Here is a 15,655-nt window from a genome sequence, read left to right as displayed (position 1 = left end):
CAACCCGGTTGAAATCAGCTGGCTGCAGATCGGCACCCTGTTCCTGCGTGAATTCCGGGCGACCATGCTGTGCTCCTCCTGGGCCATGCCCTTCCTGCGCTTCGACCAGTTCAGCTATCCCGATACGACCTCGCTGCCGGTGCTGCTGATCCACGGCTATGGATGCAACAGCGGCTACTGGCGCTGGATGAGCCTGGAGCTGCGCCAGGCCCACATCACCCACTATGCGCTGGACATGGAGCCGGTCTTCGGCAGCATCGACGAGTATGCGCCGCTGGTGCATGCCGCCGTGCAACGCGTACTGGCCGAGACCGGCCAGAAGAAGATCGTCATCGTCGCCCACAGCATGGGCGGACTGGCCGCCCGCGCCTACCTGCGCGACCACGGCTGCGACCGCGTGGCCCGCGTGATCACCCTGGGCTCGCCCCACCATGGCACGGCCATCGCCAACTTCGGCATCGGCATCAATTGCGGGGAAATGAACTGGCTGGGCCGCTACGAAGAAGGCCGCAGCAGCGAATGGCTGCAAAAGCTGGCCGCCACCGAAGAAGCGGACGCCCTGTCGCACATCGTCTCTATCTACTCCCATCACGACAACATCATCTCGCCGCAGAGCTCGGCCCACCTGGACGGGGCCTGGAATATCCCGGTCATCGGCATCGGCCATGTCGCGCTGGCGCTGGAGCCCTCCATCCAGAAGATGGTGATCGACCTGATCCACAATGCCCGCGAATAGCGTCTGAAAAGGGCAGCCAAAAAGCACAATGCCGTCCAGCACTGGCGGGGACGGCATTGTGAGGATCACCGGGCAACGACCCGGCGGCTCAATAGTACGCAATAGTGAGTGACTGCTTCTTCTTATTTCTTGGTAGCGTCCTGCAGCTTCTGACCGGCCTGCTCCATCTTTTCGCCGGTCTTCTGCGCCAGATCCTTGGCACCTTCCTTGGTCTTTTCGTAGGCCTCCTTGGCCTCTACCTTGGCCTGATCCAGGGCGCCATCGAGCTTGGAGCCGGACTCGCTGGTCTGGTCCTTGGCCTGGCCGGCCACCTCGTCAAGTTTCTTGCCGGCGTCCTGCACGGCGCCATCGATCTTCTTGCCCAGCGCCTCGGCCGGACCCGGCTCTTCCTTCTTCTGGCAGGCCGCCAGCAGGGAAATGGCGGCAACGCTCACGACCACACCGGCCAACAGTTTGGACATCTTGTTCATGTTGTCATCCTTTCCATTCATATAATCGATTCCGAAAGGTCGGAATTCGGGGAAGACGATAGCACAACAGCAAGCACCGGCCCGCCGTCGCGAAAATTGCTTACATTTCTTGCAAATCCGTCGATCATCGCGAAAGATCGGCGAACATCAGCATTTCCTCGTCCGAAAAGCCGGCTGCCCGCCTGGCCTCCAGATTGAACGGCCCACGCAGGGGCGGCGCCTTGTGGCGCAGGCACAATTGGGCGAAGGTGGCTACCGGGTCCAGCTGACGCTGTTCGCACAACCAGTTGAACCAGCGATTGCCAATCAGCACATGGCCCACCTCGTCGCGCATGATGATATCCAGGATCTCTGCCGCCGCCAGGTCGCCCGCCTGCGCCAGCTTGGCACGCACGGGCGGTGCCGCGTCCAGCCCACGGGCTTCCAGCGTGCGCGGCACCAGCGCGATGCGCGCCAGGACATCACCCTTGGTCGATTCCGCCATGTCCCACAAGGCATTGTGGGCGGTGAAATCGCCATAGGCATAGCCAAGCGTCTTCAGATGGTCGGCCAGCAAACTGAAGTGATAGGCCTCTTCATCGGCGACCTGCATCCAGTCTGCGTAGAAATCGCGGGGCATGCCGGGAAAGCGCCAGACCGCATCCAGCGCCAGGTTGATGGCATTGAACTCGATATGCGCCAGGGCATGGATCAGCGCCGCCCGGCCCTCGGGCGTGCCCATGGAACGATGCTTCACCTCCAGCGGCGATACCAGTTCCGGCCGCGCCGGACGGCCCGGGATGCCGCTGCCCGCGTCCAGCGCTGCCAGATCCTCCTGCTCCAGGGGCAGCTCGCCCGCCGACCATGCGGCTCGCAGGCTGCGCACCGCGCTGCACTTCATGCCGGGACGGATTTCTTTCAGGCAAGACAAGGCAGCACGACGCAGGCCGGTGAATGAAAAGACTTCATCTGGGGAAGAGGACTGATCCAAGGAACTGACTTTCAGGGAAGGTAAAATACGCGGTTGAGGACGCCGAACTTGTCTCCATATGAAGACAAGTTCACCGCAAGGCAAGGCATCACATACCGACCAGCAGGTAACGAGGAGACGATTTTATTATGGCGATCTACCAATTGGAGCAGGACACCCCCGAAATCCACGACACCGCCTACGTGGCCGAGTCGTCCACCGTGGTGGGCAAGGTGAAGATGGAGGCGCATTCCAGCGTCTGGTTCAACGTGGCCATCCGTGGCGACAATGAACTCATCACCATCGGCGAGAACAGCAATGTGCAGGAAGGGGCTGTGCTGCATACCGACGTAGGCTATCCGATGGTGATCGGCAAGAATGTCACCATCGGCCACCAGGCCATGCTGCACGGCTGCACCATCGGCGAAGGCGCGCTGATCGGCATCCAGGCGGTGGTACTCAATGGCGCCAGGATCGGCAAGAACTGCCTGGTCGGCGCCGGCGCGCTGGTGACCGAGGGCAAGGAATTCCCCGACAACTCGCTGATCATCGGCACCCCCGCCAAGGCGGTTCGCCAGTTGAGTGAAGAAGATATCGCGCGCATGCACGCCGGCACGGACAGCTATGTCCAGCGCGCGCAACAGTTCAAGGCCAAGCTCAAGCGCATCGCCTGAGCCGCCAAGCAAAGGAAACAATGAAAGACACGCTGCAAAAATTCCTGGTCGACAACGCCCCCGTGCGGGGCGAGCTGGTCGAAATCTCCGACACCTGGCGCCAGGTCCAGGCCCGCCGCGCCTATCCGGTCGCGGTACGCACGCTGCTGGGCGAGATGCTGGCGGCGTCCGCCCTGCTCTCGGCCAACCTGAAGTTCAATGGCATGATCGTCATGCAGATCCACGGTGATGGCCCGGTCAAGCTGCTGGTGGTGGAGTGCGACTCCGAACTGCAGCTGCGCGCCACCGCCAAGCTGGCCGACGATGCGCAGATCGCCGACGACGCCACCCTGAGCGACCTGGTCAACGCCAACGGGGATGGCCGCTTCGTCATCACCCTCGACCCCAAGGACAAGCTGCCCGGTCAGCAGGCCTACCAGGGCGTGGTGCCGCTGGATGGCGACAGCGTGGCTACCGTGATCGAAAACTACATGCTGCGTTCCGAGCAACTGGACACCAAGCTCTGGCTGGCCGCCGACGAACACGTCTCACGCGGCCTGCTGCTGCAGAAGCTGCCCACCATTGGGGGCACCGCCGCCCCCACCGCCAAGCCTGAGGGCGAGCTGGAAGCCTGGAACCACATGGTCATGCTGGGCGACACCTTGCGGCGCGAGGAATTGCTCTCCACCGACATCGCCACGCTGATGCACCGCCTGTTCTGGGAACAGAACATCCGCGTCTTCGACCCGGTACATCCGCAGTTCCACTGCTCCTGCTCGCGCGAGAAGGTCGGCAACATGCTGAAGATGCTGGGCCAGGAGGAAATCGCCGAAGCACTGACGCAGATGGAAAAGCTGGCCATCGACTGCGACTTCTGCGGGCAGCACTATGAGTTCGATGCGGTGGATTGCGCGCAACTGTTCGTGGCCGATGTAAGTGGTGCGAGCGAGGCGGGAGAGGTCCGGCATTAAGGAGGCAGGCTACCCGGAAAAGGGCCGAATTTATTCGGGAATGTCCAGCAAATCGGCACGGGTAGCCACTTCAGCTAGCCGGCGCGGCACTGTCGCTGACGGAACGCGCTTATAATCGCCGGATGCCTTCACCTATCCGCCCTTTCCCGGAATATTCTCGTCTGGCCCGCGACCGCGCCCCGGAGGCGACCGGTCCTCAAGACGAGGATGAACAGCGCTTGCAGGCCTTGATCCATGAAGGCCTTGAATCCGGCCCCGCGATCAATGTTGGTATCGACGAGCTCGCCGACCAGCTTCGCGCTCGTATCCACGCACGCTCCGCCAAAGCTCGTTGACGACTCGTTGACGATTTCGCGTGCACATCAGCCTGAATCTAAGTCCCGTCGCGAAACGCGACATTCTGGACATCTCCGACTATTACGCTGAAGTTTCCGTCGCCTTGGCGGAACGCTTTGTCGAAGAACTTCAACGCAGCCTGCATGGCCTCACGCAGCACCCCGACAAGGGCTCCCGACGATACGCACACCTCTTGCCAGATCGCTCGCTGCGCACGTGGCCGCTAGATCGCTTCCCCTATCTGCTGTTCTATCGTTCACACGATGAAACACTCAAGCTGCTGCGTGTACTGCATGAAAGACGAGCGCTCACCCGCAAGCTGATGAAGCATTAGGGCGTGCCGGAAGCAAACGCCGAACGGGATCACTCCTGATCCGGCACCAGCAGCGCCATCTGTTGCGCATCCAGGTAAGTCCACTCCCCCTCCTCCAGTCCCAGCGCCTCCAGATGCAAGCCACCGATGGCGACCCGGGACAGCGCGCTGCAATGATTGCCGGCGGCAGCCAGCATGCGCTTGACCTGATGGTATTTGCCCTGCTCCAGCACGATCTCCAGCAGGTGCTCGCCCAGTTGGCGGCAGCGGGTGGCGGCCAGCGGGGCCGGTTCGTCGTGCAGTTGCACGCCCGCCTTCAGCTGGTCGATCAGCGCCTGGGTCACCGGCTCGGCGGTGGTGGCCGCATACACCTTGGGGACGTGGCGCTTGGGTGAGGATTGGGCGTGGATGAAGGCGCCGTCGTCGGACATGAGCAGCAGCCCGGTGGTATCGTGATCCAGCCGCCCCACCGGTTGCACATCGCGCCAGGTGAACTGCTCCGGCAGCAAGGTCAGTACGCCCGGATGATGGCTGGGCTTGCGCGAGCACTCGATGTTGGGCGGCTTGTTGATGGCGATGTAGACGTGCTCGCGGTATTCCCACTCTTCCTCGAAGATGGTCAGCACCAGCCCGGTGGTATCTGGCGTGGCCCGGTAATCGTCCACCACTTCACCACCGATCGAGACTTCACCATCCTCGATCAGTTCGCGACAATACTTGCGCGAACCGAAACCCTGCGATTGCAGGATTCGGTCCAGGGTCAGCTTGGCCATGTCAGCCTTCTCCTTGTTCGTTCTGTCCGGACTTGCCGGCCTTGGCCTGCTTGGGTTCCAGGATCTGGCGGGCGATGCCACGCAGGATGTTGACCTCTTCGGTCTCCAGCTGGGCGCGCGAGAACATGCGTTTCAAGCGCGGCATCAGTTTCTTGGGATTGTCGGGATTGAGGAAATCGATGGACACCAGGGCCTGTTCCAGGTGGGCAAACATCCCCTCGATCTCGGCCACGCTGGCACTCTGGCCATGGAAGCCGACCTCGCCCGGCGCGCGCGCATCGCCGCTGGTCTGCATCGGCCCGCCCTGCACTTCCAGCTCCGTCATGCGGCACTCGTAGGCCAGCACCTGCACCGCCTGCGCCAGGTTCAGCGAGGAATAGTCGGGGTTGGCCGGGATGTTCAACAGCGCCTGGCACTTCTGCACCACCTCGTTGGGCAGGCCAAAGCGCTCGTTACCGAAGAGCAGCGCGGCATTGAGCCCGGTATCGCGTGACAGCTGGCCCGCCAGCTCGCGGGGCGAGACCACCGGCGGCGAAAACTCGCGCAAGCGGGCGCTGACGGCGGCGGCAAAGTTGCAGCCTTGCAACGCTTCTTCGACACTGCCGACGATGCGTGCATTTTGCAACACATCCAGGGCACCACTGGCGAAGGCAATGGCTTCATCTTCCTTGACCGCGTCCGGAAAGCGCGGATTGACCAGCACCAGCTCCGAAAAGCCCATGGTCTTGATGGCCCGCGCCGCCGAGCCGATATTGCCCGGACTGCTGGTATTGACCAGAACGAAACGCAAACGGCTGAAAAGAGATTGTCCTGACACTTGCTTGTTCATTTAAAATAGCGGGATTCGCGCCCCAGGATAGGATATTGGCAAAACGTCAATATTGCAGCAACAGATCAAACCCAGGTTGGCTCAGGTTGATCGATTTGCGCCCCGGACTGCATGGCAAACCCGCAAGCATAACAGCCGCGGGTGGCGCAACGCTCATTAATTTCATCGTCGCACTGGTTTGACTGCCGGGTTTCGCCTGGCCAGCTGTTCCGCAAGCTTGACGCGGGAGGCCGGCCCGTCGGCCATGGCGACGATGAGCAACGCAGCCATCGTCAACGATGGCCGCAATTTTAACGGAACCATCGGAATGATCATCCCACCCATGCTCAACACGGCGATCAAGGCAGCTCGCCGCGCCGCCACCATCATCAACCGCGCGTCCTTCGACGTGTCGCTGCTGAAGGTTTCCAAGAAGTCGCACAACGACTTCGTCACCGAAGTGGACAAGGCCGCCGAGGATGCCATCATCGACGTGCTCAAGAACGCCTACCCCGACCACGCCATCCTGGCCGAGGAATCCGGTGCTTCCGACAACCTGCACGATGAAAACGAAAACGTCTGGATCATCGATCCGCTGGACGGCACCACCAACTTCATCCACGGCTTCCCGCAATACTGCGTCTCGATCGCCCTGCAACAGCGCGGCATCATCACCCAGGCGGTGGTCTACGACCCTACCCGCAACGACCTGTTCACCGCCTCCAAGGGCGCGGGCGCCTACCTGAACGAAAAGCGCATCCGCGTGGGCAAGCGCGACAAGATCGCTGACGCCCTGATCGGCACCGGCTTCCCCTTCCGCGACCTGGACGGCCTGAACGAATACGTCACCATGTTCAAGGTCATGACCGAGCACAGCGCCGGCCTGCGCCGCCCGGGTGCTGCCGCCCTGGACCTGGCCTATGTCGCCGCCGGCCGCCTGGACGGCTTCTTCGAGAAGGGCCTCAAGCCCTGGGACATCGCCGCCGGCTCCCTGCTGGTGACCGAAGCGGGCGGTATCGTGGGCACCTTCAAGGGCGACTCCGACTACCTCTACAAGGGCGACGTCATCGCCGGCAGCCCGAAGATCTTCGCGCAACAGGTCAACCTGCTGTCCGAATTTGCCTGATCCTTCACTTTTGCTTAAGCTCGTCTCGTGATCACACCCCGGTAGCCGCACTGGCATTGCTGCTATAGTGCCGCTACCGGCGATGACCGAGGAGACGACATGACCACCCCGCCTGACGCAGCCACGCTGCCCCAGTCCAGTCCTTCCGCCTGCGCCTTGCCGGCGGGCTACCACAGCGTCACTCCCTACCTGATCGTGCAGGCCTCCTCCGAGGCCATCGCGTTCTACGGCCGTGCCTTCGGCGCCGTGGAAGTCATGCGCCTGGACGGTCCCCACGGCAAGGTCTGGCACGCCGAAATCCAGATCGGCGATGCCCGCGTGATGCTGGCCGACGAACATCCCGAGCTGGGCTTCCTGAGTCCGCAGACGCTGGGCGGCGCAGGCGTAAGCCTGCTGGTCTACGTGGCCGACGTCGATGCCGTCTTCAGCCAGGCGATTGCCGCCGGTGCCGTGCAATTGCGACCGGTGCAGAACCAGTTCTACGGCGACCGCTCCGGCACCCTGCGCGACCCTTTCGGCCACGTCTGGTCGATTGCCACCCACATCGAAGACCTCAGCACCGAAGAAATCTGCGCGCGCTCACGCGAACTGCTGGCGCGCCGCTGCAAGAAGCTGGTCGATCACAACAACTGAATCCTGCCGCACATCTCCACCATGCCCTTTGCCCTGAGCGACAACCGCAAAATCCACTACCAGGTCGAGGGTGAAGGCCCGCCCCTGCTCCTGCACCATGGCTTTACCAGCAGCCTGGAAGCCTGGCGCTTCTTCGGCTTCACCTCGGTGTTGCGCCAGCATTACCAGGTCATCATGTTCGATGCCCTGGGCCATGGCCAGAGCGACAAGCCACATGAAACCGCCGCCTACACCCAGCTGCAGCGCTGCCGCGACGCCGTGGCCGTGCTGGACGCCCTGCAGATCGAGCGCGCCCATTTCTTCGGCTACTCGCTGGGCGGCTGGGTCGGCTACGGGCTGGTACGGCATGCGCCACAGCGCCTGCGCAGCCTCATCCTGGGCGCCGCCCATCCGTATGAAGACCGCAGCTGGGATGGCTTCCACGGCATCGACGGCCGCGACCCCGAGGCCTTCATCGCCACCTTCGAAGCCCTGCTGGACGAACAGATTTCGCCCCAGGTGAAGATGCTCATCCGCGCCAACGACCTGGTGGCCCTGGCCGCCGCCGCCCAGCAACCGCGTCCCTCGCAGCAAGACCTGCTGGCACGGATGGACCTCCCCTGCCTGCTCTTCTGCGGCGACGCCGATGCGCGCCATGCCGCCGTCGAGCGCACTGCGGCCTTGTTGCCACAGGCAGAATTTGTCAGCCTGCCCGGCGTCACGCATTTCGGCGGATTGATGCAAAGCGCGCTGGTACTGCCTCCCGTGCAATCCTTCCTGGCCCGGCAACACGGATGAGCTGCCCGCATCCGCATGCAAAATAAATCACGTCGCCCGCAGACTGCGCTGTTATACTGCGGCCTGCGCGGCGTATAGCCAGTCAAGTCCGCGCCCTCCTCAAGTTCCAACCCGTTTGCCTGCGACTGGCGCCCGTACGGGGCCACAGGCCAAACCCATTTTCAGAGTCTCATGTCATTTTCCGCGCTCGGCTTGTCCGACGAAATCGTTCGTGCCGTTTCCGAACAAGGCTATACCTCCCCCACCCCGATCCAGGCCCAGGCTGTCCCCGCAGTGCTCTCCGGTGGCGACCTGCTGGCCGGCGCCCAGACCGGCACCGGCAAGACCGCCGGCTTCACCCTGCCGCTGCTGCAACGCCTCTCGGCCATGCCGCGCAACAAGATCAACGGTCATCTGCCGATCCGCGCCCTGATCCTGGCCCCCACCCGCGAACTGGCGGCCCAGGTCGAGGAAAGCGTGCGCCAGTACGGCAAGTACCTGCCACTGACCTCGGCCTGCATCTTCGGAGGTGTCGGCATCAATCCGCAGATCACGCTGTTGAAGCGCGGCGTCGATATCCTGGTCGCCACCCCCGGCCGCCTGCTGGACCACATGCAGCAAGGCACCGTGAACCTGCAGCACATCCAGATCCTGGTGCTGGACGAAGCTGACCGCATGCTGGACATGGGCTTCATCCGCGACATCCGCAAGGTGCTCGCCGCCCTGCCGCCCAAGCGCCAGAACCTGCTGTTCTCGGCCACCTTCGCCGACGAGATCAAGAAGCTGGCCGACAGCCTGCTGAACAACCCGGCCCTGATCGAAGTGGCCCGCCGCAACTCCACCGTGGAAGTGATCGCGCAAAAGATCCACCCGGTCGACCGCGACAAGAAGCACCCCATGCTGGCGCACCTGATCAAGACCCACCAGTGGAAGCAGGTGCTGGTCTTCACCCGCACCAAGCACGGCGCCAACAAGCTGGTCGAGCAACTGGCCCGCGATGGCATCACCGCCATGGCGATCCACGGCAACAAGAGCCAGTCGGCCCGCACCAAGGCCCTGGCCGAGTTCAAGGACGGCAAGCTGACCGCCCTGATCGCTACCGACATCGCTGCCCGCGGCATCGACATCGACCAGTTGCCGCACGTGGTCAACTATGATCTGCCCAACGTGCCGGAAGACTACGTCCACCGCATCGGCCGTACCGGCCGCGCCGGCGCCACCGGCGAAGCCGTGTCGCTGGTCTGCGTGGACGAGCGCGACCTGCTGCACGACATCGAGCGCTTCATCAAGCGCGAAATCCCGGTGGAAGTGATCGCCGGTTTCGAACCGGACCCGACCGCCAAGCCGCAACCGATCCAGCTGCGCAGCGGCCAGGGTCGTCACCAGAACGCCGGTGGCGGACGTGGCGGTCAACGCAATGCACCGCGCAAGCCGGCTGCAGCCGGCAATGGTAATGGCGGCTCCAAGCCGGCCAACGCCGGTGGCGGCGCAGCGCAGCAGGCCAAGCCGCGCAATCCCGGCAATGGCAATGCGCCGCGCGGCCAGGGTCGTCCTCAGGGCGGCCAGGCCGGTAATGGCGGTGGCAACGGTGGCAATGGCGGCAACAACGCCAATCGCGCCCCCCGTCCGGCCAATGCCGCGCCGGCCCGCAGCCAGGGTCAGCCGCGCCAGGGCGGCCCGCGTCCGTCCGCGCTCACGCACGGCGGCCAACGCGCCAGCGGCAAGTAATCCGGTCGCGGCACGTCGATTCGATCAGAGGAAAGGGAAGATATGGCAGTTTCCGTCGTCAAGGCCGATCTCGACAATGCAGCCCACGCGGCCGCACTGTTCGAGACCCTCAACGCCTATGCCAGCGACGCCATGGGCGGCGGACAGGCCTTGTCGGACTACGTACGCCAGAACCTGGCGGCAGAACTGAAGAAACGTTCCACCGCCCATGTCTTCCTGGCCTTCGACGGCGACACCCCCGCTGGTCTTGCCACCTGCATCGAAGGGTTCTCGACCTTTTCCTGCAAGCCGCTGCTGAACCTGCATGACCTGGCCGTGATGCCGGCCTATCGCGGCCAGGGCGTGGCCCGGCAGTTGCTGGCCAGCGTGGAACAGCAGGCCCGCGCACTGGGCTGCTGCAAGCTCACGCTGGAAGTCCTGGAAGGCAATACGGTGGCCCGTTCGCTGTATCGCGCCAGCGGCTTCGAAGGCTATGAATTGAAGGCCGAGACCGGCAAGGCGATGTTCATGCAGAAACTGCTGGACTGAACCTGCGCCTGCCCCTTACGCCCGCCCGCACATGACAACGCCCGCATCATCGATGCGGGCGTTGTCTTTTGAAGAGCCGATTTGAAGAACCGGTGACGCGCTCAGCAGCGATACCCCGGCCCCGCCTCCTGCACCAGCCGCAAGGCCGCCTCCCAGGCCAGGTCGATGATGCCGCTGGCCTGGTCGTTGTCGAACTGGCGTGCGGCACGCAGGCGCACTTCCTCCGCCGGCAGGTGCAAGGCGGCCCCACCCGCTTGCGCCGCCACCTGCGCCTGGCAGGCCCGTTCCAGGAAATAGATTTCATGGAAGGCCGCCGCCACCGATTCCCCCGCCGCCAGCAAGCCATGGTTGCGCAGGATCATGGCCTTGTGCGACCCCAGCGCTGCCACCAGCCGCTCCCGCTCTTCGGTATCGAGGGCGATGCCTTCGTACTCGTGATAGGCCAGCTTGCCGTAGAACTTGAGCGCATGCTGGCTGATCGGCAGCAGCCCGTCACGCTGGGCCGAGACCGCGATCCCGGCCGTGGTATGCGTGTGGATCACGCAATGCAGGTCCGGCCGGGCCTGATGCACCGCCGAATGGATCACGAAGCCGGCGCGATTGACCCGCTGCGCCGGCGCGGCGGTGCTGCCCATCTGCACCGCCTGCCCCTGGGCATCCACCTTGACCAGATCGGAAGCGCGCATCTCGTGGAACAGCACGCCATAGCGATTGATCAGGAAGTGACCAGCCTGCCCCGGTACCCGCGCCGAGATGTGCGTATCGATCAGGTCGGTCATGCGGAAATGCGCCAGCAGCCGGTACAGCGCCGCCAGTTCGCAGCGCGCCTGCCACTCCACATCCTCGGCCCCCGTCAGGCCCAGCCGGCGGGCGGCGGCCTGCTCGGCTTCATCAAACTCGACGCCGGCCATGACTCACTTGCCCTGGTTGAGCGCAGCCGGCATGGCGCTGCCCTGCAGCTTGTACTTGGCCAGCAGCTTGTCGTAGGTCCCGTTGGCCTGCAGGCGCTTCAGGGCCTCCAGCACCGCATCACGCAGGCCCGGTTCGCTCTTGGAGACCGGAATGCCGGTCTCCTGCGCAAACAGCGGCTGCCCCAGCAGGACATAGGTATTGGGTTCCATGCCCTGGAAGTAAGGCAGGGTCTCGCTGCCCTGCACCGCCACGTCGATGCGGCCGGTCTTCAACTGGGTGCGCGCATCCACCGAGCCTTCGGTGCCGATCACGGTGATGGCCGGCTTGCCCTTGGCTTCGCAGTTATCCTTGCTCCAGCCGGCGATCTGGCCCGGCCAGTTGGTATTGCGGCTGGCACCGACCTTGGTGCCGCAGACGTCGGCGATGCCCTTGATGCGGGCCGCATTGGCCTGCAGCGTGAAGAATTGCGGGCCAGTCTTCATGTAGTCGATGAAATCGGCCACCTTCTGGCGTTCGGCCGTGTCGCTGATGGCCACCATGGCGATGTCGGCGCGGCCGGTGGTGAGCGAACTGAAGACCTGGGCAAAGGCGGTTTCCTGGTACTCCACCTTCAGGCCCAGTTCCTTGGCGATGGCCGCCCCGAGGTCGATGTCCAGCCCCATCAGCTCGCCCGTGGCCGGGTCCTTGTAGGCGATGGGCGGGTAGTTGGCCTGCGAGGCGATGACCAGCTTGCCGGCCTTCTTGATGCGGTCCGGCAGATCGGCCGCGTGTGCGGCGCTGGCGGCCAGGGTGACGGTGGCGGCCAACGTAGCCAGGCCCAACATGGTCTTGTGTTTCAGCTTCACGGGATTCCCCTTTCTGGTTGAGTTCTGCAATGCCGCATCAGGCCAGGATGGCCGCGATGAATTCCTGGGTACGTCGGTGCTGCGGGCGCGCCAGCACTTCACCGGGGGTGCCGGCCTCGATCACCTGGCCGCCATCCATGAACACCACCCGGTTGGAGACTTCACGTGCAAAGCCCAGCTCATGCGTGACCACGATCATGGTCATGCCGCTTTTGGCCAGATCCTTCATCACCGCCAGCACTTCGCCGACCAGCTCCGGGTCCAGCGCCGAGGTCGGTTCATCGAACAGCATCAGCTTGGGCCGCATGGCCAGTGCGCGGGCAATCGCCACGCGCTGCTGCTGGCCACCGGAAAGTTCAGAGGGATAGGCATCGGCCTTGCCCGCCAGGCCCACCCGGGCCAGCAGGGCCAGCGCCTCTTCCTTCACTTCGGCACGACGGCGCTTCTGCACCACCACCGGGCCTTCCATGATGTTCTGCAGTGCCGTCATATGGGCAAACAGGTTGAAGCGCTGGAACACCATGCCGCTGGCCAGGCGTTGGCGGGCGATCTCGCCGTCGGACAGCTCGATCAACTGGTCGCCACGGCGGCGATAGCCCAGCAATTCACCGCCGACCCAGATGGCCCCGCCATCGATGCTTTCCAGCTGGTTGATGCAACGCAGGAAGGTGCTCTTGCCCGACCCCGAAGGACCGACGATGCAGGTCACGGCACCGGCCTCGACGTCCAGGTTCACGCCCTTGAGCGCGTGGAAGCCACCGTAGTATTTCTGGACCTCATGGGCCACGATCATGGGTGTGCTCATCCTGTGGCTCCCTGTGTGCCGGCCGCACGGGTACGTGCCCGGGCACGGCGCTCGCGGGAAAATACCTGTTCCAGGAAATGCTGGCCGATGGAAAACACCGTCACCACCGCCAGGTACCAGATGGTCGCCACGATCAGCAGTTCGATCACGCGGGCATTGGCGAAATAGATGGTCTGGGCGTTGTGCAGGATTTCGGAAAACTGGATCACGCTGGCCACCGAAGTCAGCTTGATCATGCTGATCACCTCATTGCCCACCGGTGGGATGATCACCCGCATGGCCTGCGGCAGCACGATGCGGCGCAAGGCGGTCAGGCGCGTCATGCCGATGGCCTTGGCGGCCTCGGTCTGGCCGTTGTCCACCGCCAGGATGCCGCCGCGCACCACCTCGGCGGTATAGGCGCCCTGCCCGATGCCCAGTCCCAGGAGGCTGGCCACGAAGGGCGTGATGATGTCCACCGTGCGCGCCTCGAACCAGCCGGGAATACCCATGGTCGGGAACACCAGCGCCAGGTTGAACCACAGCAGCATCTGCAGCAGCAGGGGCGTACCCCGGAAGAACCAGATGTAGAAGGTCGCCACCGCCTTGAGCAGCTTGTTGGGCGACATCACCATCACCGCGAAGACCACGCCCAGCACGATGCCCACCACCATCGCATAGATGGTCATGAGGATGGTGTTCAGGAGACCCTGCAGGATCACCTTGGCCGTCATGAACTTGGCCACCACCGCCCACTCGATCTGGCCGTGGGCGAAGGCGTGTACCACGAATCCCAGCGCCAGCAGGATCAACGCGGCCGACAGCCAGCGTCCGTAGTAGCGGCGCGGTACCACCTTGAGGTGGTCGATGGCATAGGGAGAGATGGTGCTCATGCTGTCGCTCCCGCTGCTGATGGCAACACCGCCTGCTGCGTCCACTGGCGCTGCACAGCCACGGTAGCCTGCAATCTCTCCAGCTGAGCCTGCACCTGCAGCGGTGCGGTACCGCCATGGCCGCTACGCGCCGCCACAGCGGCCTCGGGCGTGAGAACCGTTCGTACTTCCGGCAACAGATGTGAACTAATGACTTTCAACTCTGCATCGCTCAGCTGGTGCAGCTCCACTCCGCGCTCTTCGCAGGCGCGCACCATGGCACCGGTGATCTCGTGCGCCTGGGCGAATGGCACACCGCGTCGCGACAGCCAGTCCGCCACTTCGGTGGCGAGGGTGAAGCCCTGGGTGGCATCGGCGCGCATGCGCTCCTTGTTCACCTGCAGCGTGCGCATCATGCCGGCCATGGCGGGCAAGACCATGTGCAGCACGTCGATGGCCTCGAAGGCCGAATACTTGTCTTCGGACAGATCGCGATTGTAGGAAAACGGCAGCCCCTTCAAGGCCACCAGCATGTCCATCAGCAGCGAGATCAGGCGCGCCGAACGGCCACGCGTGAGTTCGGCGATATCGGGGTTCTTCTTCTGCGGCATGATGGAACTGCCGGTGGAGAAGGCATCGTCCAGTTCCACCCAGCGGAACTGGCGCGACACCCACAGCGTGACTTCTTCCGACAGGCGCGAGAGATGCGTCCCCAGCATGGCACAGACGAACAGGAATTCGGCCACGTGATCACGGCTGCCGACGGCATCGATGGAGTTTTCGCAGGGGCCGTCATAGCCCAGCTCGGCGGCCGAGATCGCCGGATGCAGGGCAATGGCGGACCCCGCCATGGCCGCCGCACCCAGCGGCGAATAGGCGGCGCGCCGGTCCCAGTCGATCAGGCGCGAGATGTCGCGACTGAAGGTCTGCGCATGGGCCAGCAACTGGTGTGCAAACACCACCGGCTGCGCCGCCTGCAGATGGGTGAAGCCGGGCACCAGCGTATCGAGATGCTGGCCGGCCTGGTGCGTCAGGGAGTCCTGCAGGTCCAGCAGCAAGGCGCCGATGGCGCGTGCCTGCTCCCGCAAATAGAGCTTGAGGTTGTTGGCCGCCTGGTCATTGCGCGAACGGCCGGCCCGCAGCTTGGCGCCGGTCGGGCCGAGCGCTTCCACCAGCACGCGCTCCATGAAGGTATGCACGTCCTCGTCGCCTGCCGTGGGCCGCACGGCACCACTGGCGATGGCGGCATCAAGTTCGCCGAGCTTGGCGACGATGGCGTTGCATTCGGCCTCGGTCAGCAGCCCGGCCAGGCGCAACTGGCGCGCATGGGCCTGGGACGAGACGATGTCGAAACGGGTCAGCCGGAAATGATCCAGGCCGCCCCGCGAGAGTGTCATCAGGGCCGGGTCGGGTGGCGAACGGAAACGCGCGCCCCAGAGGCGGGTATCAGTCATGCTGCTTC

Annotated in this window: 18 protein-coding genes; 9 read left to right on the top strand and 9 right to left on the bottom strand. The window is 64.0% G+C overall.

What is annotated here, in order from left to right; genetic code table 11:
• On the top strand, window positions 1-736 hold a 736-nt coding region (locus VE092_RS18265; protein WP_324879193.1), incomplete at its 5' end, for an alpha/beta fold hydrolase.
• A 122-nt stretch (window positions 737-858) separates the two neighbouring features.
• On the opposite strand, the gene VE092_RS18260 is transcribed toward VE092_RS18265, so the two are convergent.
• Together VE092_RS18260 and VE092_RS18255 are read right to left on the bottom strand one after the other, a co-directional pair.
• Entirely contained in the window at window positions 859-1,206 is a 348-nt protein-coding gene (locus tag VE092_RS18260) for a hypothetical protein (RefSeq protein ID WP_077238241.1), read from the bottom strand.
• 124 nt (window positions 1,207-1,330) lie between these two features.
• Window positions 1,331-2,176: a ferritin-like domain-containing protein gene (locus tag VE092_RS18255; protein ID WP_324879191.1), complete on the bottom strand. Its 846-nt coding sequence runs from the start codon at window positions 2,174-2,176 to the stop codon at window positions 1,331-1,333.
• Between the two features lie 128 nt (window positions 2,177-2,304).
• On the opposite strand from VE092_RS18255, the gene VE092_RS18250 reads away from it, so the two are divergent.
• From VE092_RS18250 to VE092_RS18240, 3 genes are all read left to right on the top strand, one after another.
• Window positions 2,305-2,829 carry a gamma carbonic anhydrase family protein gene (locus VE092_RS18250; RefSeq protein ID WP_006712877.1) on the top strand — a complete coding sequence of 175 codons (525 nt, stop codon included), beginning with the start codon at window positions 2,305-2,307 and terminating at the stop codon, window positions 2,827-2,829.
• A 20-nt stretch (window positions 2,830-2,849) separates the two neighbouring features.
• Window positions 2,850-3,779, top strand: a complete 930-nt coding sequence (gene hslO / locus VE092_RS18245) for an Hsp33 family molecular chaperone HslO (RefSeq protein WP_324879189.1) — start codon at window positions 2,850-2,852, stop codon at window positions 3,777-3,779.
• Between the two features lie 355 nt (window positions 3,780-4,134).
• On the top strand, window positions 4,135-4,449 hold the full coding sequence (locus VE092_RS18240) for a type II toxin-antitoxin system RelE/ParE family toxin (protein WP_324879187.1): 315 nt from the start codon (window positions 4,135-4,137) through the stop codon (window positions 4,447-4,449).
• Window positions 4,450-4,478: 29 nt separating this feature from the next.
• On the opposite strand, the gene VE092_RS18235 is transcribed toward VE092_RS18240, so the two are convergent.
• Complete coding sequence (locus tag VE092_RS18235) at window positions 4,479-5,201, bottom strand: 16S rRNA pseudouridine(516) synthase (protein ID WP_324879184.1); 723 nt, start codon at window positions 5,199-5,201, stop codon at window positions 4,479-4,481.
• Between the two features lies 1 nt (window position 5,202).
• On the bottom strand, window positions 5,203-6,030 hold the full coding sequence (locus VE092_RS18230) for an RNA methyltransferase (protein WP_077238211.1): 828 nt from the start codon (window positions 6,028-6,030) through the stop codon (window positions 5,203-5,205).
• Between the two features lie 307 nt (window positions 6,031-6,337).
• Here VE092_RS18230 and VE092_RS18225 point away from each other — a divergent pair, with 307 nt between their 5' ends.
• The 5 genes from VE092_RS18225 to VE092_RS18205 all read left to right on the top strand — a co-directional run bounded on the left by VE092_RS18225 (window position 6,338) and on the right by VE092_RS18205 (window position 10,780).
• Window positions 6,338-7,135 (top strand): inositol monophosphatase family protein, encoded by a 798-nt coding sequence (locus VE092_RS18225; protein WP_006712869.1) that lies wholly within the window; start codon window positions 6,338-6,340, stop codon window positions 7,133-7,135.
• A 99-nt stretch (window positions 7,136-7,234) separates the two neighbouring features.
• Window positions 7,235-7,768, top strand: coding sequence for a VOC family protein (locus tag VE092_RS18220; protein ID WP_324879181.1), 534 nt, complete (start codon window positions 7,235-7,237; stop codon window positions 7,766-7,768).
• 21 nt (window positions 7,769-7,789) lie between these two features.
• Entirely contained in the window at window positions 7,790-8,545 is a 756-nt protein-coding gene (locus VE092_RS18215; RefSeq protein WP_324879179.1) for an alpha/beta hydrolase, read from the top strand.
• Between the two features lie 171 nt (window positions 8,546-8,716).
• Window positions 8,717-10,252: a DEAD/DEAH box helicase gene (locus VE092_RS18210; RefSeq protein ID WP_324879177.1), complete on the top strand. Its 1,536-nt coding sequence runs from the start codon at window positions 8,717-8,719 to the stop codon at window positions 10,250-10,252.
• 42 nt (window positions 10,253-10,294) lie between these two features.
• The gene (locus tag VE092_RS18205; RefSeq protein ID WP_102661539.1) at window positions 10,295-10,780 is read left to right on the top strand and encodes a GNAT family N-acetyltransferase; all 486 of its coding nucleotides are present in this window, start codon (window positions 10,295-10,297) and stop codon (window positions 10,778-10,780) included.
• A gap of 101 nt (window positions 10,781-10,881) precedes the next feature.
• Here VE092_RS18205 and VE092_RS18200 read toward each other — a convergent pair whose 3' ends face one another.
• From VE092_RS18200 to argH, 5 genes are read right to left on the bottom strand one after another with little or no spacing between them, the layout of a single operon-like run.
• Window positions 10,882-11,691, bottom strand: a complete 810-nt coding sequence (locus VE092_RS18200; protein WP_324879175.1) for a class II aldolase/adducin family protein — start codon at window positions 11,689-11,691, stop codon at window positions 10,882-10,884.
• A 3-nt stretch (window positions 11,692-11,694) separates the two neighbouring features.
• Window positions 11,695-12,537, bottom strand: coding sequence for an ABC transporter substrate-binding protein (locus tag VE092_RS18195; protein ID WP_182994503.1), 843 nt, complete (start codon window positions 12,535-12,537; stop codon window positions 11,695-11,697).
• 37 nt (window positions 12,538-12,574) lie between these two features.
• The gene (locus VE092_RS18190) at window positions 12,575-13,342 is read right to left on the bottom strand and encodes an amino acid ABC transporter ATP-binding protein (protein ID WP_324879172.1); all 768 of its coding nucleotides are present in this window, start codon (window positions 13,340-13,342) and stop codon (window positions 12,575-12,577) included.
• Window positions 13,339-14,214, bottom strand: coding sequence for an amino acid ABC transporter permease (locus VE092_RS18185; RefSeq protein WP_324879170.1), 876 nt, complete (start codon window positions 14,212-14,214; stop codon window positions 13,339-13,341). Before VE092_RS18185 ends, VE092_RS18190 begins: the two co-directional genes overlap by 4 nt.
• A complete protein-coding gene (gene argH / locus VE092_RS18180; protein WP_324879168.1) occupies window positions 14,211-15,647 on the bottom strand; it encodes an argininosuccinate lyase in 1,437 nt (478 codons plus the stop codon). The genes VE092_RS18185 and argH overlap by 4 nt, the downstream gene beginning before the upstream one ends.
• Window positions 15,648-15,655 lie beyond the last annotated feature (8 nt).

It is taken from the genome of Herbaspirillum sp. (genome assembly GCF_035644555.1).
In the GTDB taxonomy this organism is placed as follows: domain Bacteria; phylum Pseudomonadota; class Gammaproteobacteria; order Burkholderiales; family Burkholderiaceae_D; genus Herbaspirillum.
The sequence above is the reverse complement of the archived record's forward strand: the minus strand, read 5'-3'. Positions and strand labels throughout refer to the sequence as shown.

What these genes read in the sequence shown, in the direction of transcription:
- VE092_RS18260 (WP_077238241.1), bottom strand. Translation starts at nt 1,206, where the DNA reads ATGAACAAGATGTCCAAACTGTTGGCCGGTGTGGTCGTGAGCGTTGCC.
- VE092_RS18250 (WP_006712877.1), top strand. Translation starts at nt 2,305, where the DNA reads ATGGCGATCTACCAATTGGAGCAGGACACCCCCGAAATCCACGACACC.
- hslO (WP_324879189.1), top strand. Translation starts at nt 2,850, where the DNA reads ATGAAAGACACGCTGCAAAAATTCCTGGTCGACAACGCCCCCGTGCGG.
- VE092_RS18235 (WP_324879184.1), bottom strand. Translation starts at nt 5,201, where the DNA reads ATGGCCAAGCTGACCCTGGACCGAATCCTGCAATCGCAGGGTTTCGGT.
- VE092_RS18230 (WP_077238211.1), bottom strand. Translation starts at nt 6,030, where the DNA reads ATGAACAAGCAAGTGTCAGGACAATCTCTTTTCAGCCGTTTGCGTTTC.
- VE092_RS18225 (WP_006712869.1), top strand. Translation starts at nt 6,338, where the DNA reads ATGATCATCCCACCCATGCTCAACACGGCGATCAAGGCAGCTCGCCGC.
- VE092_RS18220 (WP_324879181.1), top strand. Translation starts at nt 7,235, where the DNA reads ATGACCACCCCGCCTGACGCAGCCACGCTGCCCCAGTCCAGTCCTTCC.
- VE092_RS18215 (WP_324879179.1), top strand. Translation starts at nt 7,790, where the DNA reads ATGCCCTTTGCCCTGAGCGACAACCGCAAAATCCACTACCAGGTCGAG.
- VE092_RS18210 (WP_324879177.1), top strand. Translation starts at nt 8,717, where the DNA reads ATGTCATTTTCCGCGCTCGGCTTGTCCGACGAAATCGTTCGTGCCGTT.
- VE092_RS18205 (WP_102661539.1), top strand. Translation starts at nt 10,295, where the DNA reads ATGGCAGTTTCCGTCGTCAAGGCCGATCTCGACAATGCAGCCCACGCG.
- VE092_RS18200 (WP_324879175.1), bottom strand. Translation starts at nt 11,691, where the DNA reads ATGGCCGGCGTCGAGTTTGATGAAGCCGAGCAGGCCGCCGCCCGCCGG.
- VE092_RS18190 (WP_324879172.1), bottom strand. Translation starts at nt 13,342, where the DNA reads ATGAGCACACCCATGATCGTGGCCCATGAGGTCCAGAAATACTACGGT.
- VE092_RS18185 (WP_324879170.1), bottom strand. Translation starts at nt 14,214, where the DNA reads ATGAGCACCATCTCTCCCTATGCCATCGACCACCTCAAGGTGGTACCG.
- argH (WP_324879168.1), bottom strand. Translation starts at nt 15,647, where the DNA reads ATGACTGATACCCGCCTCTGGGGCGCGCGTTTCCGTTCGCCACCCGAC.